The organism is Ectobacillus antri (genome assembly GCF_003852715.1).
Taxonomy (GTDB): Bacteria; Bacillota; Bacilli; order Bacillales; family Bacillaceae_G; genus Ectobacillus; species Ectobacillus antri.
On sequence record NZ_RIAV01000005.1, the window covers coordinates 19266 to 43107 of the forward strand.

Sequence of the window (23842 nt, forward strand, 5' to 3'; positions counted from 1 at the left end):
CATCAAATTCTGGTATAGATTGGCAGGTTGCCAACTAGCTAAGCCTCTGTATCAGCCGGATTCTTAGTTCTATCGGCCAAAACTCTCTTCTATCGGCCGAACTTCCTCTTCTATCGGCCAAACTTCCTCTTCTATCGGCCGAACCACCTACTCTATCGGCCAAAACTCTCTTCTATCGGCCAAACTTCCTACTCTATCGGCCGAATTTTAAGCACAGAGAAAAACTGCCGTTCAGTCCGGCAGTTTTTCTTCGTTCTTGTCCGACTCAAAGTTTCGATAAGATGGAGGGCCTTTAGTTCCTGTTATGAGGATAAAAATAGAGAAGATAAAGAATGTAATAATGAATAAGATGATGAGCGTTACGGCTAATGACATATTCGTCCCCTCCTTTTTTTCATACTATATGCGGGGACAAGCAGGTTTACGACAAAAAAACAGCCGCCCAAGCGTATTCGCAGTTGGGCGGCTGTTTGGCCGCTTAGTTATTTTCTTCTTGATTCGGTTTTTCAGTGCCTTCCTTAGCAGGTTCCTTCTCGGTGTTCTGCTCTTCATCCTTGGCTGGCTCTTTTTCCGTATCTGTATTTTGCTTCTCGTCCTTTGCAGGCTCTTCTTTATCGGCGTTTTGCTTTTCATCCTTCGCTGGCTCTTTGTCTTCGTTGTTCACCGGTGCTGTTACAGGTGCTGTTTTGATGTCAGCTACCGTTTTATCGAAAAATGTTTGCGGATTAACCGCTACACCATCTTTGCGAAGCTCAAAGTGTACATGGTAACCAGCTTCTTTGCCGATTGTGCTAAGGCCTGCTTTACCAACTACATCGCCTTGCGCTACTTTGTCGCCCACTTTTAATGTTACACCTTCAAGACTTTGGTAAGACGCTGTGATGCCATTGCCACTTTCGACTGTTACAACGTAACCAAGCAGGGAGTCTTTTTCAGACTTTACAACTGTTCCGCTGATAGCTGCTGTCACGTCAAATGTCTTGCCATCTTTAGATGCAATATCAATACCCGTGTTTGCGGAATACGTGTTGTTATAGAATACAAGTGCTGCTTCTTGCTCTTCTGGTGTTGCAGTAGAATCGTAGAATTTCTTCTTTACAACTGCATTTTCTACTTTAGCAACCGGCATTTTCACAACTTCTGTTGCTTTCGTTACTGGAACCGCACCTTCGTTGTTTTGGCTATATGGTGCAGTTGGTTTTTTTGTTTCTTTCTTGTCAGCCGATTGGTACCAAAGCGTCGCTGTTAAGATTACAGCTGCACACGCGATGTACACAGTTGGAAATACCCAACGTTTTTGACCAAACTTCACTACTTTACGAGATTTTTTTTCTCCATCTCTCATTTGATTATCACCTCAGCAATCAGTTTGAACAAGAATTAACCAATCTATACGCTGTATAACTCATTACTTTTCGACAAAGCAAACGTTTTTATGCATGTTTTTTTGTAGAAATTCGTCAAATATATAATTTTTGAGCATCATTCATAGAAATTACTCCCTTAACAAATAATGAAATAAATGGGAAAGGAGGAACAATTGATGGATTGGTTTGACGGTCATGGCGGTTCACGGATACAGCCACCTCCAGAACAACCACAAAAACAAGCATCAAAACAAGAAGAGAACCAGCTTACTAGTAGCGTACAGGCAAATATAGCTACCATCCATAAAGCCTTCGGAAGCAGCGCCGATGTAGTCACACGGCAAATGAACGTTGGTGTTCCCATTGGATTAGTTTATATAGAAGGTTTGATCGACCAAACCGCAATCAGTGAATTTATTATTCAATCTATGCAAATAGCTGAAAAACATATAAAGCGATACGGTACGCAAGAGCCTGATAAGCTTCTTCACTATATTACAACTTCTGTAATTGCTACTGGAGAAATTCACAATTTACAAACCATGATGGATGTAAAGATGGCAATGCTAGATGCACATACCGTTCTATTCATTGAAGGCTGTGAGCAAGGTTTAGCGGTGCCAACATGCGGATGGAGGGACCGCGGTGTAAATGAACCTTCTTCCGAAACTGTCATTCGAGGGCCGCGCGAAGCGTTTTCAGAGTCATTACGTACAAACACTACGTTGGTACGTCGGAAAATTCATGATGAAAACCTATACTGTGAACAAAGGCACATTGGCAAGGTGACCAGAACTAACATTGCGGTGATGTATATTAATGGCATTGCGGATGAAAACATTGTAAAGGAATTGTACGAGCGCTTGAATCGTATTGACACGGATGCTATTTTAGAGAGCGGTTATATTGAAGATTACATACAGGACAGCTTCTTGTCTCCATTTCCAACCGTATTTAACACCGAACGACCAGACGTAGTGGCTGCGGGACTGTTAGAGGGACGAATCGCCATCTTTGTGGACGGAACGCCGTTTGTGTTACTCGTTCCTGTTTTGTTCGTACAATTTTTTCAAACACCGGAGGACTATTACGAACGCTCTCTTGTTTCCTCCTTATTACGTTTACTTCGTTATGCTAGCTTTTTTATCGCACTATTGGCACCGTCCACTTATATTGCGATTACGACCTTTCATCAGGAAATGCTACCAACTCCTTTACTCATCAGTCTGGCTGCTCAGCGCGAGGGCATTCCGTTTCCAGCATTTGTGGAAGCCGTCATTATGGAGATTACCTTTGAAGTATTACGTGAAGCTGGATTGCGCACACCACGTCCGCTCGGACAAACCATCTCGATTGTTGGTGCCCTTGTTATTGGACAATCGGCAGTAGAAGCTGGATTTGTATCTGCTGCGATTGTAATTGTCGTTTCCATTACGGCTATCTCATCTTTTGCACTGCCGGCTTATAACGTATCCATTGCAATTCGGATTTTACGCTTTTTGCTCATGATGCTAGCCGCTTCCTTTGGATTGTTTGGTATTACCATGGGACTCATTTTAATGGTTGTGCACCTATGCTCGTTACGTTCTTTCAGTGTGCCATATTTGGCCCCGATTACACCTACCCATAATACGTCACCACAAGATACGTTAATTCGATTGCCGCATTGGTTACTTCGAAAGCGGCCAGCTGAGTTTGCGAAGCAAAATAACATACGTAATAAAACGCCGATACCTCGGTCAAAGAAGGGAACAACATGAAGCGATCTGTCTTTATTTTTTCTGTGATGCTTCTCGTGTTAACGGGGTGCTGGAATAGACGTGAACTGAATGAACTGGCAATCGCTGTCGGAATGGCGATTGATAAGAGCTCGGATGGGCAATATGTGATCAGTGTGCAAGTTGTAGATCCGAACGAAGTAACACCGCGCCTCGGCACGGGCGGACGAGCACCTGTTACCATATATAAACAAAAATCAAAAACACTGCATGAAGCTTTACGCCTTATGACAACTGTATCACCACGTAAAATTTATTTGGGGCATTTGCGCATTTTAGTATTAGGTGAAGCATTGGCTGAGGATGGAGTTGCTAAGATTTTAGAGCTATTGCATCGGGATCAAGAATTGCGTTCGGACTTTTATATTATTTTAGCACGTGATACAACAGGATTTGCTGTGTTAGAAAATGTAAGTCCTATTGAAAAAATCCCAGCACAAAAACTCTACAAATCCTTAGAAGTTTCTCAGCGAGTATGGGCGCCTACATATGCGACGCAATTAGACGAGCTTGTATCACAAATGACGTCATCAGGGAAATCTCCGGTTCTTACAGGCATTCATTTTATAGGAAGTGAAGAAAAAGGGGGAACGAAGCAAAACTTAGACAAAGTGTATCCGGAAAGTACGCTACAATATCATGATTTGGGTGTGTTTCGCGGTGATCAGCTTGTTGGTTGGCTGAATAAGCGAGAAAGTAAGGGGCTCAACTATATTGTTGGAAAGGTGAGTACAACTGTAGGAGAAGTGTACTGGCCTGAAGGCGGACTATTTGTCGTGGAAGTTATTCGCGCCTCTTCTAAAATAAAAGCGCGCGTAGTGAACGGCAAGGCCTACATTGATGTTTATGTAAAAGCGCATGGAAACATTAGTGAAGTGCAGTGCAATATGGATTTAACAGATCCGAAAGTAATTAAGAAAGCAGAAAAATTAGTTGAAAAAGTAAATCGACAATTAACTATGGAATCTGTGAAGCGCGCTCGTGAACTTCATAGTGATATTTTTGGTTTTGGAGAAGCGGTGCACCGGGCTGATCCACAAGCATGGAAAAAAATGAAAGATACCTGGCATGATAAAGGGTTCTTAAAAGCATCCATCCGCTTTCATCCGGATATCAAAATTTGGAGAACGGGTAATACAGGGAAATCTTATCTAAAAGAAATCAAGAGGGATTAATATGTTACTTGGCTGTGTCATGTTAGTATTATTTGCAATTGGAATGAGTGCATTTGAGATTCCCCCTCTTTGGAAGCAAAAGCAAAAACGTGAACTCGTCGTTTATGGCACCTTACTTCTAAGTGGAACCTTTTTTTCGTTAGCAATGATTCTTCATTTGCCGGTTCCCAATCCACTTGATTGGTTTGCCATACTTATAAAACCATTCAGCACATGGCTGAATGATATTTTAGGTGTAAGGAGGGCGTAACGTGCGTAAAGAGCACATATCAGGGGCGCAGTTTTTTATATTAATCTTTATGTTCATTGTCAGCAGCTCAACGTTAAACGTCCCTAATCTCATTGCGCCCTATGCAAAGCAGGATAGTTGGGTTGCAGCTATCCTCGCCATTCCCATTGCTTTGCTTCTTGTACCTTTATATACCGAAATTCATAAACGATATCCGCGCCATTCTTTTATACAATGTTTACAAATTGTATTTGGCAAATGGATTGGCGGTAGTATTGCCCTGATGTTTACGTTTTACTTCCTAACCTTAGCGGCCGGATTGTCTCGTCAAGTGTCTGATTTAATCGCCACTCTTTTGTTACCGGACACGCCGCTAGTCGCAATTATCATTGTTTTTTCCACAGTTGTCACTATTGCCGTTCGAAGCGGAATTGAAAATCTTGCACGCACAGCTCGTGTATTCGTCCCCTGGATTATGTGCTTTTTTGTCTTGCTTGTATTGATGCTCGTACCACTTATCGATTGGCACAATATTATGCCCGTATGGGAAAATGGATTTGCACCAATCGCTCGTGGCACTTTTACCGTTCTTGGCGTTCCCTATGCCGATTTAATTATTTTTTTAATGATTACACCTCACGTCCATGCTGTCAAAGAGGTTCGCAAGTTTTATTTTATTGGTATTTTGATAGGTGGTTTTGTCATTGTTTTAATTGTATTGCTTTCTTTATTAATTTTAGGGGTAGGCTTAACTGCAAACTCTATTTATCCTGTATATACACTCGCACAAAAAGTGAACATCGGTAATTTTATTCAGCGCCTAGAGGTTATTATTGGTGTTATTTGGTTAATTACTTTTTTCGTAAAATCTTCTATTTGTTTGTACAGCTGTGTAACAAGCATTGCCCACACCTTTGCAGTACGTGATCCCAAGATTTTACTGGGACCACTCATGCTGATTTTTGTACCTTATGGTATTTTAATGATTCCAAACGCTCCTTACTTTTTTAATTACATCTCCGAATACTGGACCCCACTTGTCCTTATATACGGTGTTTTGATTCCTGTGATGCTGTTGATTACAGATAGTATCAAGAAGCGTAGAAAGGAGCGACACCATGCAAAGAATGAACATTAGCGGTAAACAGCTGTTTGCCCTCATGTTTTTATTTGAAATTGGTAGTTCCATCGTTGTCAGCTTAGGTACAGAGGCGAAGCAGGATGCGTGGCTTGCTGTATTACTTGGAATGCTTGGGGGCCTTCCTTTATTTGCCGTGTATGCGTATTTATATTACGTGCATAACATGGCGCTCACTAGTTATTTGCGAAAGCTACTTGGCACCTGGCTAGGCGGCACTATCTCCGTTATATATATTCTGTACTTTTTTTATATCTCAGCTCGTGTATTGCGAGATTTTGGTGAACTTCTCACCACGTCTTCTTTAAACAATACACCACTCATTGTCGTAATGGTTGTTATGATGGTTACAGTCCTTTTTTCTGTATGCAATGGATTTGAAGTGTTTGCAAGAGCAGGTAGCCTACTGTTCATTGCCTCGCTATTGATAGGTGGGATGACGTTAGTAGCGATGCTTCTTTCTGGTATCATTCATGTTGAACGATTGCTCCCTATGCTTGAAAATGGAATTACACCTGTCATTAAGGCCGCTTTCCCCTTAATCTATACGTTTCCGTTCGGCGAAATGATTGTGTTTACCATGCTGATGCAGCATACTAACAACCGTAAAAGCGCCATCCGCGCAGGGTTTGTAGCCATTATTGTCAGCGGCATTGTACTTAGTGTAACGATTATTCTCAACATCTGTATCCTTGGTGTTACCTATACTGAAATCGTTCAATTTCCGCTCCTTCTCAGCGTAAGTCGCGTCCGGATTGGCGAAATCATTCAACGTTTGGACGCCGTAGCTCTATCTGCCCTTATTGTCGGCGGCTTCGTGAAGATCAGTATCTTCTTTTATGCGGGCGCACTCGGTATAAAAGATGTATTCAAATTAAAAACCAAATATTGTCACATCATCACTATCATCATAGCCGCCATACTCATCATCTACGCACCTCGTATGGCTAGCAACTTTAGCGAACACATCCTAGTTGGATTAGAAGTGGTTCCCTATTATCTCCACCTTCCCCTACAAACAGGCGTGCCACTACTTTTATTACTGATTACACTCATCAAACGGCGCCGCTAGCGCCGTTTTTAACTTGGTTTCACGCATCATTAGCCGAATTTTCTCTTCTATCGGCCAAACTTCTCTTCTATCGGCCGAATTTTCTCTTCTATCGGCCAAACTTCTCTTCTATCGGCCGAATTTTCTCTTCTATCGGCCGAATTTTCTCTTCTATCGGCCGAATTTTCTCTTCTATCGGCCAAACTTCTCTTCTATCGGCCAAACTTCTCTTCTATCGGCCAAACTTCTCTTCTATCGGCCGAATTTTCTCTTCTATCGGCCGAACTTCTCTTCTATCGGCCGATTTCCAGCTTCTATCGGCCAAACTTTCTCTTCTATCGGCCGATTTCCAGCTTCTATCGGCCGAACTTCTCTTCTATCGGCCGAACTTCTCTTCTATCGGCCGATTTCCAGCTTCTATCGGCCAAACTTTCTCTTCTATCGGCCGATTTCCAGCTTCTATCGGCCGAACTTCTCTTCTATCGGCCGAATGCTTGTGCCCTTCGTTTGCAGCTGGGTACAGCCACTCTGTTAGAGGTAGTTTGTATACTCTGTGTCTGCGTTCCCCTCTACTTTCTAGCTTCATCTGCCGCAACATTTTTGTGGCCACTGATTCTGATTCAATCTGCAAAAAGTGTCGCAGCTCTCGGTTTGTAATCTCCGAACCCAGCAGCAACGCGTAGTCACATAGAGACAATCGATGTGCGTCCTTAGATGGCGTACCGCACTTCAAACAAGTCCACTTGCCCCGTTCCCGTTTCATACCGAGTGCAAAGCAAGATGGACAGTACACACCACCTTTTACTTCGTCGCGCCCAATTTTTAAATGAGCCAGCACATCCGGATTGTACGGTGTATGTTGCTTTATTAGTAGGCGACAGAGCTTACGAAGATTTTTTGGCTCCAGGCATGTTTGTTTATACATCCGTTCGCATCCCTCCACCTCTCCAGGAAGTGCTGCTGCGTGAACGACATTACGCAAACGTCCATCCGTTTTGATAAGCGTAGCTGGATTACTAATGACAACGCGATAACAGACGGGAACAAGCGGAAATCCGTGGCGAACTAACCAGTCTTGCAAATGCAATTGCTGACGCGTCGCCTGCAGCAACGGGTCGGGAAACGCCTCTTCCTTATCACGATATGTACGAATTAACTGTCGTTGCGCTTGGTCAAAAAACAATGTACCGGCAATATTTTTTATTTCTACAATCATAAGAAAGGTTTCAGAAACCAATAACGTATCAATTTGGAAATAGCCCTGCGAAGCAGGTAAGCGCAGGTCATGAAGGATATGATAATGAGGTAAAAAGGAAAGATGATAATTGAGAGATTGTTCACCTTGAAAGCCTGTTAAACCCTTAGACAACTCTGTTTCGACTTTGCTCCGTTCCGGGTGATTGCTCGGCAACCTCCGCAGCAACGCCTCTAGCTTTTTAATCTTCAATGGTATACGCCGCTCTTTCTGAATCATACGCTCACTCCTTTTTATAAAAGAGAGCTGTCTCATCATCCGGACAGCTCCCGAATCTCTTTCAAATATAAAATACGAGAAAGTTGTTCATACGACTCTACATAAAAATCAGCACCAGGCTCCAGCAAATTTTGAAACATACAAGTTTTGATTCCGAGACGCTTGGCCGGAATCAAATCAACTTCTCGATCTCCAATAACAAGATCAATATGATACTTTTCATGTAAATAGCGATAGGCTTGGTCATCCGGCTTTTTAGGGAACCCATCCTCTGGGCCAATAATCTCTGCAAAATAATTCAGTAAACTATAATGCGTTAAGATACGAATAACCTCTTCTTTGGGATAATGCGTCACGATTACATTTCGATTTGCTTGCCCAAGCACCTGTGCCGCTCCAGCGAACGGACGATACGAAGATGGGGATTCAATTTCCTCATCTGACACGCCATAATAAGAAAGCGCATAGGGAATAGACACCTTCAGCTTTGCCATAATTTCGTGACGAGGCACATCCTCGCCAAGCACCTTCTTAAAATTGGACACATATACACAATAACTGTCAATTAACGTGCCGTCAAAATCCCATAATATATTCAGAGCACTCCCCCCTATCATCATAAGATTTGTTTTATGTTACAGTATACCAAATTATGAAAAATAGGGTAAAGTATAATTTACATTTCACGCAAACGCTTTTCAATCGCCGCGCACATAAAAGCCCCTATCACAATCAATACAATGCCCGTCGCAGCAAGCGGCCTGTCCGAGCTACGACGCAAATAAAAACGAAGCGGGTCCTTACTTCCTTTAACTTGCACTGTGTACCAACCTGCCTTTGCAAACTTCACAATCCCCACTTCACGCAAGCGACTTGTACCATCCTTATGACCACCTTTAACAGGAGACCCATACACCTCAGCCTTTGTGCCGTCCTCCGAGCGAATGGTCACATTTTCAAGTGCTGAAAAAACAGGCATTTTCACAGTGTCGCCACCCTCTATAAATTCATATTCATGATATAACTTGTATACACCTCTTTTTGTAATTTCTATTCTATTAATACCATCCGTTTGCACCTTCTGCGTTTGGTTCAATAAAAGCAAGCTGTATACCGTCAGCCCCACTCCGATCAAAAACAGAAGGAAGAACACATAAAACGAGACAGGCTTTTTCTGTCTGTACAAGTATCTGCCAGCTCCCTTCTACGTATGTACACTATTCTATGTACAGTCTAGCAAAAACAAACGCCGGCTTCCGCATATAACTCTATTTTTCCAGAAGTTATCTACTTGTGCGTTCCTTCTTGAAATAATTCCTGAAACTACATGTAAAACATCTGAGATAAATGATAAAACACGGCCCCTTTAAGGACCGTGTTCTCAATTTCTTGCTGTCAATTTACCTTCATATTGATTTAATCCTGTAATCTCGATGCCTTGGTAATAGTGACTAACAATATCTTGGTATGTTTTTCCTTCCTTCGCCATACCGTTAGCACCGTACTGGCTCATACCCACGCCGTGACCGTAGCCTTTTGTGATGACAACAATGGTGTTGCCTTGGCGGCTGAAGGAAAAGTCAGTGGAGCGGAGACCTAGCTTGTCGCGTACTTCACGTCCTGAAAGCTTCTTACCATTTACCTCTACTGTTTTGACACGCTGACCGGGTGTGCGTTCAATGATTTTAGCAACTTCACCGGTCGCAGGAACCCGTACGCCAAGCGCCTGTTGGAATTTATTTAAATCCATTTTATTTTCCGCTTGGTATTTCGGTGCTTCTGTATCCCATGGACTTTTCACACTGCGTAAGTATGGATAGGGACTGGTCCAATAATCTTCGGAATTCTCAGTGTAGCCGTTGCTTGTTGAGAAAAATGAGGCAGTAATCGGCTCTCCTTTATATGTAAGAACTTGTCCTGCCGTTGCTTCAACGGCTTCCTTGATCCGCTTCATTTTCCGCTCATAGTCCTTGCCCCACAGCTTTTGTAACTCGGCGTTATTTTTATATACTTGGTTGTCGACTGTATCCGTCACATGCGCTTCGTTTTTTGCCCCCGTAAGCATCCGTTTCACAACGAACGTTCTAGCTGTAAGCGCTTGGGCCTTTAAAGCCTCCAGCTCAAAATCAGCAGGCATCTCTGCGGCAATCACCCCGGCGACATACTCTTCAAGAGGCATCCGTTCCACCTTTTTTTGCGCACTTCGATATACCGCAACCTCTACATTACTCTTCACGGTAGGTACCTCTTGTTTTGCAGCCGGCGCTGCTTTTGTAATCGTAAGCTGCTTCGTCTCTCCATGAAACGGCACTACCAACGCACTTGGTACGATGATGACGAGCGCAGTTAAGCTAGACACGAGTGTAATTGCAAGTTTTGTCTTCATCGCTTTCCCTCCCACATACTCTCTACCCTTTAAATGTATGGAAGCGGACAAGCATTTAGAACAACACATCACTTTTTGGAAATAAAAGCATATTATCTCATATTTCTGACTATAACAGTAGTAGAGAAGAAAAGCGGAAGCGGCTCGTTCAGGCGCAAAATCAGCGGTTCTCCGACCGAAAAGGCGCTCTTTGCCTTTATGGGCGGAGGTTCTCTGATGGCAGCGCCTAGCCGCTAGAGCTGGATCACGAAAAGCGGAAGCGGCTCGTTCAGGCGCAAAAAAACAGCTTCCATGCTTTTCGGAAAAAACATAGAAGCTGTTTTGCGATTATGCATGAAGATCTGATACGGTTTGTGCCGTTTCTTCATTTTGTTCTGTTACACGTTCCACATCGGCACCAAGCGCTGCGAGTTTGCCGTGGAAGTTTACGTAGCCGCGGTCTAAGTGTTTTAACTCTGTTACGCGTGTATAGCCGTCGGATACAAGACCCGCCAGAATTAACGCTGCGCCGGCACGAAGATCCGTTGCCGCTACTTCTGCACCCTGCAGATCACATGGTCCATTCATGATGACAGAACGACCTTCAATTTTAATATCAGCGTTCATGCGACGAAACTCTTCTACGTGCATGAAACGATTTTCAAATACAGTTTCTGTAATCATGCTTGTGCCTTCTGCTTTTAGAAGAAGAGCCATCATCTGTGCTTGCATATCAGTTGGGAAGCCTGGGTGCGGCATCGTTTTGATGTCCACAGCTTTTAAGCGGTCAGGACCGATTACACGCAAACCTTCTTTTTCCTCAATAATTGTAACACCCATTTCTTGCATTTTCGCTGTAACAGGGCGCAAATGCTCAGGTACTGCGTTTTCTATGAGAACATTCCCACCTGTAATCGCCGCAGCAACCATAAATGTGCCTGCTTCAATGCGGTCAGGAATAACATGATGATGTGTACCAAATAGCTTTGAAACGCCGTCAATGCGAATTGTTCCTGTACCTGCACCACGTACTTTTCCACCCATCGCGTTCAAGAAGTTCGCAAGGTCTACAATCTCCGGCTCTTTTGCCGCATTTTCAATAATTGTTGTACCATTTGCCAACACAGCCGCTGACATAATGTTTTCCGTTGCACCTACACTTGGAAAGTCTAAGTAAATTTTTGCTCCGTGTAACTCTCCGTCCACATATGCTTCCACAAATCCATTTCCAACCTTAACTTTTGCACCCATTGCTTCAAAGCCTTTGAGATGCTGGTCGATTGGTCGAGATCCGATTGCGCAGCCGCCAGGCAAAGCAATGCGCGCGTGTCCTTTACGTGCCAAAAGTGGCCCCATGACTTGAACAGATGCACGCATCTTGCGAACATATTCAAACGGCGCCTCCACGTTTAGCTCTTTCGATGCATCAATGATTACTTGGCCATCTGCGAATACGACATCAGCATTTAAATGACGCAATACTTCATTAATTGTGTATACATCGGATAGAGCCGGCACATCGGATATGATATTTTTCCCGTCACTTGCTAATAAGGTTGCAGCAAGTATCGGCAAAACGGCATTCTTTGCGCCTTCTACGCGCACAGTACCATTCAGCCGGCCACCGCCACGGACAATGATTTTTTCCAAAGTATTCCCCTCCGTGTCTTCAATTTCCTAAATCATCTATCAATACTCTGACGTAATTATTGGTGTGCCAACCACTACAGTCGTTTTGTCGCCTACAGTACGCAGTGCGACTTGTACGTTCATTTTCTCTTTGTTTATAGAAAGGGCGTCATTCCACTTCCCAGTATATGCGGAAACCGTGACGAATGCTCTTTCCTGCAAAGTCTCAATGGGCTTAGCTTCTAAGTCTTTCAATATTTTTGTTGCTTTATTTTGCAAAACACCTTCAATCTTATCACCCCAAACGGCTCGAACACAAGTGTAAATTGTCGGTTTTTGGCTAAAAATTTTATCCATTTTCGCAACAATTCCCTCGTCCCATTTTTTCCCTTTCACCTCATAAATAATAAAGGTTTTATGTGTAGTATGAGCGTTTGTCCACGTTACTACAAGGCGTTCTTGACGATTTGAAAACTTTTTTATTGCGGTTGCCTTCATACCCTGCTCCGCATTTTCCACATACCAATCCGCACCGTCCATTTGCGTCTTTAAGCGCCCCAGCAGCTTTTGAAATGTATGTATATCACTTACTGCATCACTTTCTTCCTTAGCAAGCAAGCTCCACTCTTGTATATGTGCTCCGTTTTTTTCTAAAACGGTTTGTATTTGTGTTATCTTTTCTTCCGGCTTTATAGCCTTTATTTGTTGATACCCTACAATTCCCATTACGAAAAGCATGACAATAAACAAATGTACTAATCTATTCATATCGCTCCCCCCTTGTTCCCAGTTTTGACGGGACATAAGGGAAGTATACTCGACATTTACAGACCAATTACACGCATTACTGCAAAATATACGGCAAGCTTTTCGAATATCCTAAGTAATCTAAGAAGAAGTTACTTACAGACGAGCCGATTGCCACTGTCAATAAAACAAGCAGCACCTTTGTCTGCAGTACTTTTCCTTTTTTCATTAGCTCTTCAATACGAAGTCCTTGAAGCGCCCACCAGGTTACACTGATAAAAAACAAGTGCGATATAATCGCAATCAGCGCTTGTTGCCCTAACATTTGCGACACAGCAAATCCCCTTCCTAACAATTTTCCAAGTCATTTTCACAACTAAACAATTCGCCTTACCCTCCCAGTTTTCCTCTTATACGAAGAACTGCAATTCCTATGCACAAGGCGATCTCTACAGTCTACTACCTAAAAAGTGCAGAGTCTTCACTCTGCACTTTTCTCACTGTATCATTTATATCACTAGTTTTGTCCAATGTAAAAGAAATCTCTCATAAATGGAAAGTTCTCGTAAAAAATGTCATATCCGATTGCCGGCAAAATACCACATACGATGGTGAACACAGCACATACGGTAATAACAATCTTTAAGTTCAAAGGGATAGCTGACACTTCTTCTTCAGATGCCCGGAAGAACATAAGCTGCAGAATACGAAAATAATAAGCAAATGATATAACAGTTGTCGCCATTAAGATAGCTGGTAAAACATAGTAAGAAGCGTCGCCCGCTAGCGCACTGAGGAAAATGTGTACCTTTCCAATAAAGCCGGCTGTTCCTGGAATTCCTGCAAGTGAAAGAATAAAAATCGTCATTGCAATTGCCAGCAGAGGAGAGCGGCGGTATAGACCAGAAAAAGCATGCACGCTGTCATCACCACTTCGACTGATTGCATATAGCACGGCAAATGCCCCAATGCTCATCAATAGATACGCCAGCATATAAAACCACATTGAGTCGAGCGTAAAAACAGATAACGTAGCAAACGGTACCAGTAGATAACCAGCATGTGCGATACCAGAGTAAGCCAGCATCCGCTTTACGTTCGTCTGCTTTAGCGCAACAACGTTACCAATCACCATGGAAGCTACCGCCAATACCGCAATGTAAATTTGCATCTTATCCATCACTGTTGTTGTACCGGCTGGCGTTCCTGAAAAGATTAGCAGGAAGATGCGCAACATAATTACAAAGCCGGCTAGTTTAGATACCGTCCCTAAAAAAGCGGTCACTGGTGTCGGCGCCCCTTCATATACGTCAGGCGCCCACATATGAAACGGAGCAGCCGCCAGTTTAAATGCCAAGCCAACGAAGGTTAGTAAAAAGGCAATGGATAAAAGTAGTTCCACATCGCCTCTTGTTTGCCCCTGCAGCACAGCCATCATCTCGGTTGCATTTGTCGTGCCGGTTAGGCCATACAGGTAGCTCATCCCAAACAGTGTAATTGCTGTGGCGATACCGCCGTTAATTACGTATTTCATCGCGGCTTCGTTGGAAGCAGTACATGTTTTACGAATTCCCACTAAAATATAGGAGGAAAGGGACAACAGCTCTAAGCCTACAAACAATGTAATAAGATCGTTGCTCGATGTCATAATCATCGCACCCAGCAACGCAGTTAAAAACAGGTAAAAATATTCGCTGCGGTCCTCAATCATTTTTTTCTCATAGTCGCTTAGCGCAAGCATGAGCACAAGTGCAGCGCCTACAAGTAAAATCGATTTAAAGGCTTTTGAAAAGCCATCGAGCACGAAGGTACCGTATAAAATGTCACTTGCGGGATCGTTATACAAAAAGATCAGCGCTACCAGCGATGATAGCACAGCCAAGATGGCAAGCAAACCAAGCTTTCGCTTTCCAATGTCAAACAGGTCCAGCAAGGAAAGGAGTACAGCAGCACCAACGATAATGAACTCTGGCAGCATCAAGCCCCAGGGCAAGCTCAGCAGCATTTCCATATCCATTGCAACTACCTCCCCACCATTTGCAGTACAGACCCGATCGGCCCGCCAAGTAATTCAGGAACAACACCAATTGCGATAATAAGTACGAGCAAGGCTGCAGCCGGTACAATTTCCAAGACGCACAAATCACGGCCATTCGGTCCTTCTCCAAATGTAATTGAGAGAACGGCCCGCAGCACATAGGCAGCTGTTACAATGATACCGAGCGATCCAATGACCGCAACGATCGGCATAGTTTGGAACAACCCAAGAAATGCTAAAAATTCACTAATAAACCCTGACATCCCCGGTAATCCAAGCGAAGCCATCCCACCCGCAAGCAAAAATCCGCCAAACAGCGGCATGCTTTTTGCAAGGCCTCCAAGCTTTGCAAGATCACTTGTGTCAAAACGTTCTTCCAAAATACCAAGCAAAAAGAATAGTAGCGCAGCAATTAAACCGTGCGATACAACTTGAAATACAGCCCCTTTTATGCCCGCTTCATTCATTGCTGCCAAACCAATTAGTACAATCCCCATATGAGAAATACTGGAATAGGCAAGTACCTTGCGCAGATTGGTCTGGATAAGTGCCAATAATGCACCGTACAGGACATTTACCACACCGATTATAGCAATCCAAAATGCCAAGCGGTCAAACTGTTCTGGAAATAATCCCAATCCAAAGCGAACTAACCCGTAAGCTCCAATTTTCAACAATACACCGGCATGCAGCATAACAACTGCCGGTGGTGCTTGTACGTGCACCCGCACCATCCAGCGATGAAGCGGAAAGATAGGCAGCTTGATTCCAAATGCGATAAACAGTGCAATAAACAGCCCCATTTTCAGCTCTTCCGATACATGACCAATCGTTTGTCCGCTTTGTAGCGCCTGCATAATACCTTCATAATTGGTCGTTCCCGTCTTACCAAATAAGATGACAAACACAACTAACAAAATAGCCGAGCCAATGCCATTGTAGATTAAATAACTGTAGGAAGCTTGCTCGCTGCCAAACCGTCCCCATTTCCCAACAAGAAGAAACATCGCCGGCAAGGTAAGTTCAAAAAAGAAGAAAAATAATAGAAGATTCTCAGCGGCAAATACCCCGAGCATGCCAATTTCTAGTACAAACAGCAAGGCATAAAAACCTCTCGCACCTTTTGTAATGTTTCGGCCTGCGAACGCTGCCAACAGCGCCAATACAGCTGTTAAGAACATCATCATAAAGGAAAAGCCGTTCACCCCAAGCTCAAATGCTACTTGAAATAGAGTTTCCTCTTCAAAGTTTCCAAACCGGAACCAGTTGGTATAAAAGGAAAACGACGAAAACGGTGTACCCAACAGATATGATTGATATATGACGAGCGCACAAACAAGTGGAAACAGAGTGCCAAGTATTCCTACTAACATCGTGCGCTTTGTAACTAGCAACGATGCTAGCCCTAAGAGCGGGGAGAATACGAACAGGATCAACATTGCATTCATGAGAAATACCCCCCTACTACAATGACAAGTAAAGCGGCAAGTGTGACAAACACAACTGCACCATAGGTCTGTACCTGTCCGCTCTGTAGCCGTGCGCCAAGACCTCCGCTTCCACTGATAATACCGCGTATCCCTTGTGCCATTCCCTCTACCACATGCTCGATTACCTGCATGAGCTTCGCTAGTATGTTGATGAGAGGAAGAACGGTCAGAGCGTAAAGTTCATCCACATAATATTTATTTTGCAAAATCGTATAAAACATAGTACGTTCCTGCTCTGTACGAGGACCTTTGTACATTACGTAAGCTACTGCAATCCCGGCCAACGAAAGAACCGTAGCCATAATCATAATCCAAGCCGGGCCATGTCCATGCTTTGAAAGCAATACATCACTTTCAAGCCAGTCTCCTAAAAAAGTACCGGACCAAGGCGTATTGAGATAACCTGCAAGTACAGCCAAAGCCCCGAGTACCATCATTGGGAGGGTCATCACGCCCGGTGATTCATGACCAGTGCGCTGCGCTTTTCCTGTAAAAACCAGAAAATATAAACGAAACATATAAAATGCAGTTAATGCGGCTGCCAGCATTCCTAAAGTAAATAATACATAGTTGCCGTTTTGCCACGCCGCAAGCAAAATTTCATCTTTACTGAAGAAGCCTGACAAAAGCGGTACGCCGCTAATTGCCATTGCTCCGATTAAAAAGAGAGTGCCGGTCACTTTCATCTGCCGATATAAGCCACCCATTTTCGTAATATCTTGTGTGTGCACAGCATGGATGACACTTCCAGCTGCTAGAAACAGCAATGCTTTAAAGAATGCATGTGTCGTTAAATGGAAAATGGCAGCAACGTATCCACCCGAGCCGAGGGCAAGCATCATATAACCGAGCTGACTGACGGTCGAAAATGCCAGGATGCGTTTAATATCGGTTTGTACCAAGCCGATGCTTGCGGCGAAAACAGCGGTGAATCCGCCTGTAATGGCGACTGTCATCATCGCTGCTTCACTTGCCTCAAATAACGGAAACATCGCCGCAACCAAGTACACACCAGCTGCTACCATCGTTGCGGCATGAATGAGAGCAGAAACAGGCGTCGGTCCTTCCATCGCATCAGGAAGCCACGTATGGAGGGGAAACTGACCTGATTTCCCAATTGCTCCGATAAAAATAAGAATGGCTGTTAAGGTAATCATGCCATCTGAAATATCGCCTTCTGACAAGGCCGTAAAGATAACATCGTATTCAAAGCTACCCACCTGCCAAAAAAGAAGGATGATCCCAATGAATAAGCCCACATCGCCGATACGCGTCATAATAAAAGCTTTTTTCGCAGCGGCGCGCGCCTCTGGTTTAAAGTAGTAAAAGCCAATCAGCAAAAAGGAACCGAGACCGACTAGCTCCCAAAATATGTACAGCTGCAGAAGGTTAGGAGATAGCACAAGCCCGAGCATCGCAAAGGTAAATAAGCCGAGGTACGCATAAAATACGGAAATACGTGCGTCTCCCTTCATATAACCATTTGCATATACATGCACTAAAAAGCTGACAAGCGTCACAATCACAAGCATTAAGGCATTTAACGCCGTTACTTTAAAGCCCATGGTAATAGTTCGCTCTCCGATAACCAGCCACGTCCACTCCTTGTACAGTGTAGGCCCGGTTAACCGCTCCATAAGTACGAAGACTGCCCCCACCAAAGATGCCAACATGAGTAACGAGCCAGCCAAGCCTGATCGCTCCCGCAAGCGTCCAAATAATAGAAAAAGGAAGGATACAAGCGGAAACACCGGTATTAACCATGCATAACTCATCATCATCCCCCCTTATCTCTTCAATGTATTCATTTCATCCACATTTACCGTTTGGCGGTTGCGATACAAGGCAATTAAAATGGCAAGACCAACCGCTGCTTCCGCCGCCGCGACGGTAATCGTAAACAGCGAAAATACTTGCCCGTTTAAACTTGGAAAGAGACCCAGCTTGCTGAATGCGACTAAATTCAAGTTGGCGGCATTCATCATCAATTCAATACAAATGAGAACAATGACCGCATTGCGCTTGGTTAATGCACCATATAAACCGATACAAAACAAGATAATGGCAAGCACGAGATAACCTGCGACGGGAATATCATTCATGCTCCTTTTCCTCCTTGCCCTTTGCTAGAATGATTGAGCCAACAAGTGCCACCAACAGCAGCACTGAAGTGATTTCAAATGGAATAATATACTTTGTATATAATAAAACACCCATTTGCTTCGTATTCTCTTCATGAAGCGGCACCTCTGTCGCCCCGCTAAAATCCACATGATTTACGGCATAATACATCACCGCACCAAAGGCAAGTATGCCCATCAGGACAAGGAATGAACGCCATCCACCATTCCCTGCGCTTTCTGCATCATGCTTGGTCAGCATAATGCCAAAAATCATCACAATCGTCACCGCACCGGAGTAAATTAAGATTTGTACAACACCGACGAATTCAGCCGATAACATAAAATACAAGCCGGCGATGCTAAGAAATGTAAAGACGAGCGCCAACATCATATGCATCACCTTTGTTAGATGTAGCATCAGCACACCGCCAGCAATCGCGATAACGGACAGTGCTAAAAAAGCTAAAAATCCGCCGCTCATGCTTTGTTCTCCCTTCTAATGTTCGTATCGTTTTCATCAAGCCATTCCAAATTTTTAAACAAATCATCCCGCGAATATTCCGCGAGCTCAAAGTTATTTGTCATCACAATTGCTTCTGTCGGGCAAACCTCAGTACAAAGGTCACATAAAATACAAATCTCAAAGTTAATATCGTACGTCTCAATGATTTTGCCTTTTTTCGTGGGATCAGGGTGCTTTTTACCCGTTAGCTGAATGCAATCGGTCGGACAAATTTGCGCGCATTGGTTGCACACAATGCACTTTTCCGGGTAAAACTTTTGAATACCGCGGAATCTGTCCGGAAGCGGTATAGATTGATTGGGATAATCATATGTTACCTTTTCCTTTGATAAGTTTTGTAGCGTGTATTTAAGGCCCTTCAGCAGTCCTAACATGCTCCATCCCCCTTAGAAGAACAGCTCTTTCAATAAAGCTGTTACAAAGATGTTTGCCAGCGCCACCGGCAGCAGCACCTTCCACCCGAACTCCATCAAATGATCGGCACGCAAGCGCGGGAACGTGACGCGGAACCAAATCAATATAAACATAACAACCGCAAACTTAAGCGCGAACCAAACAGCTCCCGGAATGAAGGCCAGAAACGGTACCGGCAGCCATCCCCCTAAAAACAGGACTGTAATCAGCGAGGTCATCGCAAAAAAGTACACATATTCTGCCAGCATAAAAAACGCCCAGCGAAACCCGGAGTATTCCGTATGGTAACCGGATACGAGCTCTGATTCCGCCTCCGGTAAATCAAACGGCGTCCGATTCAGCTCCGCAACAGCCGCAATGAAAAAGACCAAAAACGCAACAGGCTGCAAAAAGATATACCAAACGCGCTCCTGTGCATAGACGATATCAAGAAGGTTCATGCTTCCTGTCAGCAATACAATACCAATCACGCTCATAACGAGCGGAATTTCATAGGAAATCATCTGTGCAGCGGCGCGCATACCGCCAAGCAACGAGTACTTATTGTTAGAAGCCCATGCCCCCGTTACGATGCCCACCGTTGTAATCCCAGACACCGCGATATAATACAGAAGCCCGACACCGATATCGGCAAAGCGAAATGCATCTGTAAAAGGAATGACAGCCAAGACAAGGAATGCCGGCGCAAAAGCGATAACCGGACCTAAAATAAACAGCGGTTTATCGGCAGCCTTCGGAATCGTATCTTCTTTAATTAATAGTTTTAATACATCCGCCACCGTCTGTAATAAACCGAAGCGGCCCCCGACCTGGTTTGGTCCAATACGACCTTGCATAAAGCCCATAACCTTACGCTCTGCTAGAATGCCGTACGTAACAAAGCCAAGTACCATCAACAAAAGCATTGTCGCTAGGCCAAAAAAGATGAAAAAGGTCGTCCAATCTGGACTCGTCTCTAAGAGCTGCTGCACCATTAGCCATCTACCTCCCCGAGCACAATATCGACGCCGCCTAAAATCGTAATGAGGTTCGCAATGTTTTCTCCTTTTAGGAGCTTGGGAAGAATCTGGAGATTGTAAAAGGACGGACGCCGGAACTTGATGCGATACGGCTCCTTTTTTCCATCGCTTGCAATATAACAGCCAATCTCGCCGCGCGGTGATTCAATGCGGACGAAGGCCTCCCCTTTTGGTGCTTTGATAATCTTCGGTACCTTAGCTAAAAACGGGCCATCCCCAGGGAATTGCGAGACTGCTTGCTCAATAATCTTCAGCGATTCCTCAATTTCTTGCATACGGCACATGTACCGATCCCAGGCATCCCCCGTCTCCCCGACCGGCACATCGAACGTGAAGCGGTCGTAAATCGAATACGGCTCATCCTTGCGTAAATCCCACTTTACACCCGTGCAGCGGAGGTTAGCGCCGCTTAGTGAATAGTCTAAGGCATCCTCAGCACTGTAAATACCCACACCCTTGATACGACTTAAAAAAATTTCATTTCCAGATACAAGTTCATGATATCCAGCGAGCTGCTCCCGCATATAAGGAACAAAAGCAGCCACCTTTTCAATCCAGCCATCTGGTGCATCCCACTTTACGCCGCCAATGCGCATATAGTTGAAGGTAAGGCGTGCGCCGCAAAGTTCGTTTAGTAGATTAATAATCATCTCGCGCTCGCGAAATGCATATAAAAATGGACTAACAGCTCCGATATCCAGCAAATTCGTCCCCCACCACACAAGGTGACTCGCCACACGTCCAAGCTCCATCGCAAGCACCCGTAAATATTCAGCACGTTCTGGTATTTCAAGACCCATCATCGTCTCGACCGCGTGGCAAACCACATAGTTGTTCGTCATCGCCGACAAATAATCCATTCGGTCTGTATACGGAATGATTTGCGTATACTGCAAGTCCTCCGCAAGCTTCTCTGTCCCTCGGTGCAAGTAACCGATAACTGGTGTTGCTTCTTTAATGATTTCACCATCAATCTTAAGTACAAGCCGAAATACCCCGTGTGTGCTCGGATGCTGTGGTCCAACATTTAGTAGCATTTCTTCCGTACGAATCATAGTTACACCTCCCCGTCAAAAGGCTCGTAGTCTTTGCGAAGTGGATATCCTATCCAATCATCTGGCAATAGAATGCGCTTCAAGTTGGGATGTCCTTCAAATACGATGCCAAGCAAATCATATGCCTCACGTTCCGGCCAATCCGCTCCCTTCCAAAGCGGAGCCACCGAAGACAACACCGGCTTCTCACGATCGACCTTGACCTTTACCGCCACCGGTTGCCGGTTACGATACGAGTATAAATGCACATATACCTCCATATGCGTCACAAAATCCGTACCGTGCAGCTCTGACATATAGTCAAACGCCATCTGCTCATTCTTGCGCAAAAACTCCATTACTTCATAATATGCATCCCGCTTCACAACAAGCGTCGGCACGTCTTTTGACAGTCTATTAATATAGGAGTCTTCTAAAGCATCTGCACCTACATGCGCTGTAAGAACGGAAACATATCGTTCTAATAGAGGCTGGTTCACAGATGGTGTGATTTCTGCCGTTTCTTCTGCAGCCGAAGCCTTCGCTTTGGCTGCTGCGACAGCTTTTGCTTTGGCTGCGGCGATTGCTTTCGTTTTCTCGTCCTCTGGACCTGCTTCCCCTTTCGACGCTAACTTCGCCTTGGCCGCGGCGACTGCTTTTGCCTTCGCTAAAGCAATTGCCTTTTGCTTTTCGTCCTCAGAAGAACCTTGTGGTTCCGTAGCATCCGTCTGAACCGCTTCCTTTTGTTTCATACGCGCAAGCGCAGCAGCCTTTGCCTTTGCTGCTGCCTCTTTTTTCGCTCGTATCAGCTCGTCCTCTGTCGATTCCTTCCTCTCTTCTCCAGGTTTTGACAGCGCTTTCTCTTTTTCTTGCATTTCTGCCGCTTCTTTCGCTTTTCTCTCTTCTCGTTTTCTCAGTGCTTCTTCCTTTGCCTTGGCTGCTGCCTCTTTTTTCGCTCTTACCAGCTCATCCTCTGTCGATTCCTTACTCTCTTCTTCAGGTTTTGACAGCGCTTTCTCTTTTTCTTGCATTTCTGCCGCTTCTTTCACTTTTCTCTCTTCTCGTTTTCTCAGTGCTTCTTCCTTTGCCTTGGCTGCTGCCTCTTTTTTTAGCTCCTCCAAGCTTTTTCCTTCGCTCACCGGTTGGTCACCTGCTTTCCGGTTTTGGCTTCATAGCGAATTTTTTCCTTTAATTTATTGATTCCGTAAATTAAAGCAGCTGGATTGGGCGGACATCCAGGAATATACACATCGACAGGTACAATTTGATCGACTCCTTTCACAACTGCATATGACTTTATGTAAGGTCCACCAGCAGTCGCACACGACCCCATAGCAATTACCCATTTGGGTTCTGGCATTTGATCATATAATCGTCTTACAATAGGCGCCATCTTTTTCGTTACTGTTCCTGACACAATCATCACATCAGACTGGCGCGGCGATGTACGAAAGAAGGAGCCGAATCGATCTAAATCGTAATGGGAAGAACCTACCCCCATCATTTCAATGGCACAGCATGCGAGACCAAATGTCATTGGCCAAAGCGAGTTGCTTCGCGCCCATCCTTTTAACTGCTCGAGCGTTGTAAAGAAAATGTTGCGCTCCAATTCAGCCCGCTCATCAGGGTGCATTTGCTCAAAATTTATAACCATTTCAACACCTTCTTTTTCCAAGCATATAAAAGCCCAATTAATAACATAACGACAAAAATCAGCATTTCGACGAGAGCAAATAAGCCAAGTTCCTCGTAAGCTACCGCCCATGGATATAAAAATACAGTCTCTACATCAAAAATAACAAACAATAACGCAAATACGTAATAGCGTGCATGAAAGCGAATATTAGCCTCATGAAAAGGCTCTATGCCACTTTCATAGGTCGTCTGCTTGGCAATGCTCGGTCGATTTGGTCGTAGCAATTTGCCTGCTGTTAGTGCTACAACCGGCAATAAAATACCAAGTAGCAAAAATACAATTACAATTGCATAGCTGTTTTGATACACATTGAACATGAAATTCCCCCCGTGCTATCATTGTTCCATACAATCATATGAGCCTACTTTATTTTTTATCATTTTTTCATTATTCAAAAAGTAGGTTTACAGAAATTATACCAAATTTTTCATAACTATGGTGTTATATTGAGTTTATAATTCAGAATTTTTAAAAATATTATATTCCACTAGAAAATCCCATGTAGGTAGTATATGCTGAATACGAAATATATACTTGTAGCTCTTATTATTG

General features: G+C 44.1%; 25 protein-coding genes. 5 read left to right on the top strand and 20 right to left on the bottom strand.

The window, feature by feature from the left end; all coding sequences use genetic code 11:
* Positions 1 to 231: 231 nt before the first annotated feature.
* Positions 232 to 375, bottom strand: a complete 144-nt coding sequence (locus EEJ45_RS18360) for a hypothetical protein (protein ID WP_164464217.1) — start codon at positions 373 to 375, stop codon at positions 232 to 234.
* Between the two features lie 103 nt (positions 376 to 478).
* Positions 479 to 1345 (bottom strand): stage II sporulation protein SpoIIQ, encoded by an 867-nt coding sequence (gene spoIIQ / locus EEJ45_RS06860; RefSeq protein WP_124564066.1) that lies wholly within the window; start codon positions 1343 to 1345, stop codon positions 479 to 481.
* A gap of 198 nt (positions 1346 to 1543) precedes the next feature.
* On the opposite strand from spoIIQ, the gene EEJ45_RS06865 reads away from it, so the two are divergent.
* Genes EEJ45_RS06865 through EEJ45_RS06885 form a run of 5 tightly spaced genes read left to right on the top strand, consistent with a single transcriptional unit; the run spans position 1544 to position 6759 of the window.
* The gene (locus EEJ45_RS06865; RefSeq protein WP_124564067.1) at positions 1544 to 3127 is read left to right on the top strand and encodes a spore germination protein; all 1584 of its coding nucleotides are present in this window, start codon (positions 1544 to 1546) and stop codon (positions 3125 to 3127) included.
* On the top strand, positions 3124 to 4320 hold the full coding sequence (locus tag EEJ45_RS06870; RefSeq protein ID WP_124564068.1) for a Ger(x)C family spore germination protein: 1197 nt from the start codon (positions 3124 to 3126) through the stop codon (positions 4318 to 4320). Before EEJ45_RS06865 ends, EEJ45_RS06870 begins: the two co-directional genes overlap by 4 nt.
* A gap of 1 nt (position 4321) precedes the next feature.
* Positions 4322 to 4570 carry a hypothetical protein gene (locus tag EEJ45_RS06875; RefSeq protein ID WP_245999846.1) on the top strand — a complete coding sequence of 83 codons (249 nt, stop codon included), beginning with the start codon at positions 4322 to 4324 and terminating at the stop codon, positions 4568 to 4570.
* Between the two features lies 1 nt (position 4571).
* The gene (locus EEJ45_RS06880; RefSeq protein WP_124564069.1) at positions 4572 to 5687 is read left to right on the top strand and encodes a GerAB/ArcD/ProY family transporter; all 1116 of its coding nucleotides are present in this window, start codon (positions 4572 to 4574) and stop codon (positions 5685 to 5687) included.
* Positions 5668 to 6759: a GerAB/ArcD/ProY family transporter gene (locus EEJ45_RS06885; protein ID WP_124564070.1), complete on the top strand. Its 1092-nt coding sequence runs from the start codon at positions 5668 to 5670 to the stop codon at positions 6757 to 6759. The genes EEJ45_RS06880 and EEJ45_RS06885 overlap by 20 nt, the downstream gene beginning before the upstream one ends.
* 355 nt (positions 6760 to 7114) lie before the next feature.
* Here the strand turns inward: EEJ45_RS06885 and EEJ45_RS06890 are convergent, their stop codons facing one another.
* The 18 genes from EEJ45_RS06890 to EEJ45_RS06975 all read right to left on the bottom strand — a co-directional run bounded on the left by EEJ45_RS06890 (position 7115) and on the right by EEJ45_RS06975 (position 23607).
* Positions 7115 to 8212, bottom strand: a complete 1098-nt coding sequence (locus EEJ45_RS06890; RefSeq protein WP_164464218.1) for a nuclease-related domain-containing protein — start codon at positions 8210 to 8212, stop codon at positions 7115 to 7117.
* Between the two features lie 35 nt (positions 8213 to 8247).
* The gene (locus EEJ45_RS06895; RefSeq protein WP_245999847.1) at positions 8248 to 8832 is read right to left on the bottom strand and encodes an HAD-IA family hydrolase; all 585 of its coding nucleotides are present in this window, start codon (positions 8830 to 8832) and stop codon (positions 8248 to 8250) included.
* A gap of 56 nt (positions 8833 to 8888) precedes the next feature.
* Positions 8889 to 9398: a hypothetical protein gene (locus EEJ45_RS06900; RefSeq protein ID WP_124564072.1), complete on the bottom strand. Its 510-nt coding sequence runs from the start codon at positions 9396 to 9398 to the stop codon at positions 8889 to 8891.
* Positions 9399 to 9593: 195 nt separating this feature from the next.
* Positions 9594 to 10598, bottom strand: coding sequence for a stage II sporulation protein D (gene spoIID / locus EEJ45_RS06905; protein WP_124564073.1), 1005 nt, complete (start codon positions 10596 to 10598; stop codon positions 9594 to 9596).
* Between the two features lie 327 nt (positions 10599 to 10925).
* Entirely contained in the window at positions 10926 to 12227 is a 1302-nt protein-coding gene (murA, locus tag EEJ45_RS06910) for a UDP-N-acetylglucosamine 1-carboxyvinyltransferase (RefSeq protein WP_124564074.1), read from the bottom strand.
* Positions 12228 to 12266: 39 nt separating this feature from the next.
* On the bottom strand, positions 12267 to 12974 hold the full coding sequence (locus tag EEJ45_RS06915; protein ID WP_124564075.1) for a YwmB family TATA-box binding protein: 708 nt from the start codon (positions 12972 to 12974) through the stop codon (positions 12267 to 12269).
* Positions 12975 to 13050: 76 nt separating this feature from the next.
* Positions 13051 to 13287, bottom strand: a complete 237-nt coding sequence (locus EEJ45_RS06920) for a DUF1146 family protein (RefSeq protein ID WP_124564076.1) — start codon at positions 13285 to 13287, stop codon at positions 13051 to 13053.
* Positions 13288 to 13470: 183 nt separating this feature from the next.
* The gene (nuoN, locus tag EEJ45_RS06925) at positions 13471 to 14964 is read right to left on the bottom strand and encodes an NADH-quinone oxidoreductase subunit NuoN (RefSeq protein ID WP_281274444.1); all 1494 of its coding nucleotides are present in this window, start codon (positions 14962 to 14964) and stop codon (positions 13471 to 13473) included.
* Positions 14965 to 14975: 11 nt separating this feature from the next.
* Entirely contained in the window at positions 14976 to 16439 is a 1464-nt protein-coding gene (locus EEJ45_RS06930) for an NADH-quinone oxidoreductase subunit M (protein ID WP_124564078.1), read from the bottom strand.
* Positions 16436 to 18259, bottom strand: coding sequence for an NADH-quinone oxidoreductase subunit L (nuoL, locus tag EEJ45_RS06935; RefSeq protein ID WP_124564224.1), 1824 nt, complete (start codon positions 18257 to 18259; stop codon positions 16436 to 16438). Before nuoL ends, EEJ45_RS06930 begins: the two co-directional genes overlap by 4 nt.
* 9 nt (positions 18260 to 18268) lie before the next feature.
* The gene (nuoK, locus tag EEJ45_RS06940) at positions 18269 to 18583 is read right to left on the bottom strand and encodes an NADH-quinone oxidoreductase subunit NuoK (protein ID WP_124564079.1); all 315 of its coding nucleotides are present in this window, start codon (positions 18581 to 18583) and stop codon (positions 18269 to 18271) included.
* Entirely contained in the window at positions 18576 to 19085 is a 510-nt protein-coding gene (locus EEJ45_RS06945; RefSeq protein WP_124564080.1) for an NADH-quinone oxidoreductase subunit J, read from the bottom strand. The genes nuoK and EEJ45_RS06945 overlap by 8 nt, the downstream gene beginning before the upstream one ends.
* Complete coding sequence (gene nuoI / locus EEJ45_RS06950; RefSeq protein WP_124564081.1) at positions 19082 to 19501, bottom strand: NADH-quinone oxidoreductase subunit NuoI; 420 nt, start codon at positions 19499 to 19501, stop codon at positions 19082 to 19084. Before nuoI ends, EEJ45_RS06945 begins: the two co-directional genes overlap by 4 nt.
* A gap of 12 nt (positions 19502 to 19513) precedes the next feature.
* On the bottom strand, positions 19514 to 20515 hold the full coding sequence (nuoH, locus tag EEJ45_RS06955; protein ID WP_124564082.1) for an NADH-quinone oxidoreductase subunit NuoH: 1002 nt from the start codon (positions 20513 to 20515) through the stop codon (positions 19514 to 19516).
* Entirely contained in the window at positions 20515 to 21615 is a 1101-nt protein-coding gene (locus EEJ45_RS06960; RefSeq protein ID WP_124564083.1) for an NADH-quinone oxidoreductase subunit D, read from the bottom strand. Before EEJ45_RS06960 ends, nuoH begins: the two co-directional genes overlap by 1 nt.
* Before the next feature lie 2 nt (positions 21616 to 21617).
* The gene (locus EEJ45_RS18845) at positions 21618 to 22733 is read right to left on the bottom strand and encodes an NADH-quinone oxidoreductase subunit C (protein WP_124564084.1); all 1116 of its coding nucleotides are present in this window, start codon (positions 22731 to 22733) and stop codon (positions 21618 to 21620) included.
* Complete coding sequence (gene nuoB / locus EEJ45_RS06970) at positions 22730 to 23248, bottom strand: NADH-quinone oxidoreductase subunit NuoB (protein WP_124564085.1); 519 nt, start codon at positions 23246 to 23248, stop codon at positions 22730 to 22732. The genes EEJ45_RS18845 and nuoB overlap by 4 nt, the downstream gene beginning before the upstream one ends.
* On the bottom strand, positions 23239 to 23607 hold the full coding sequence (locus EEJ45_RS06975; protein WP_124564086.1) for an NADH-quinone oxidoreductase subunit A: 369 nt from the start codon (positions 23605 to 23607) through the stop codon (positions 23239 to 23241). Before EEJ45_RS06975 ends, nuoB begins: the two co-directional genes overlap by 10 nt.
* Positions 23608 to 23842: the final 235 nt, after the last annotated feature.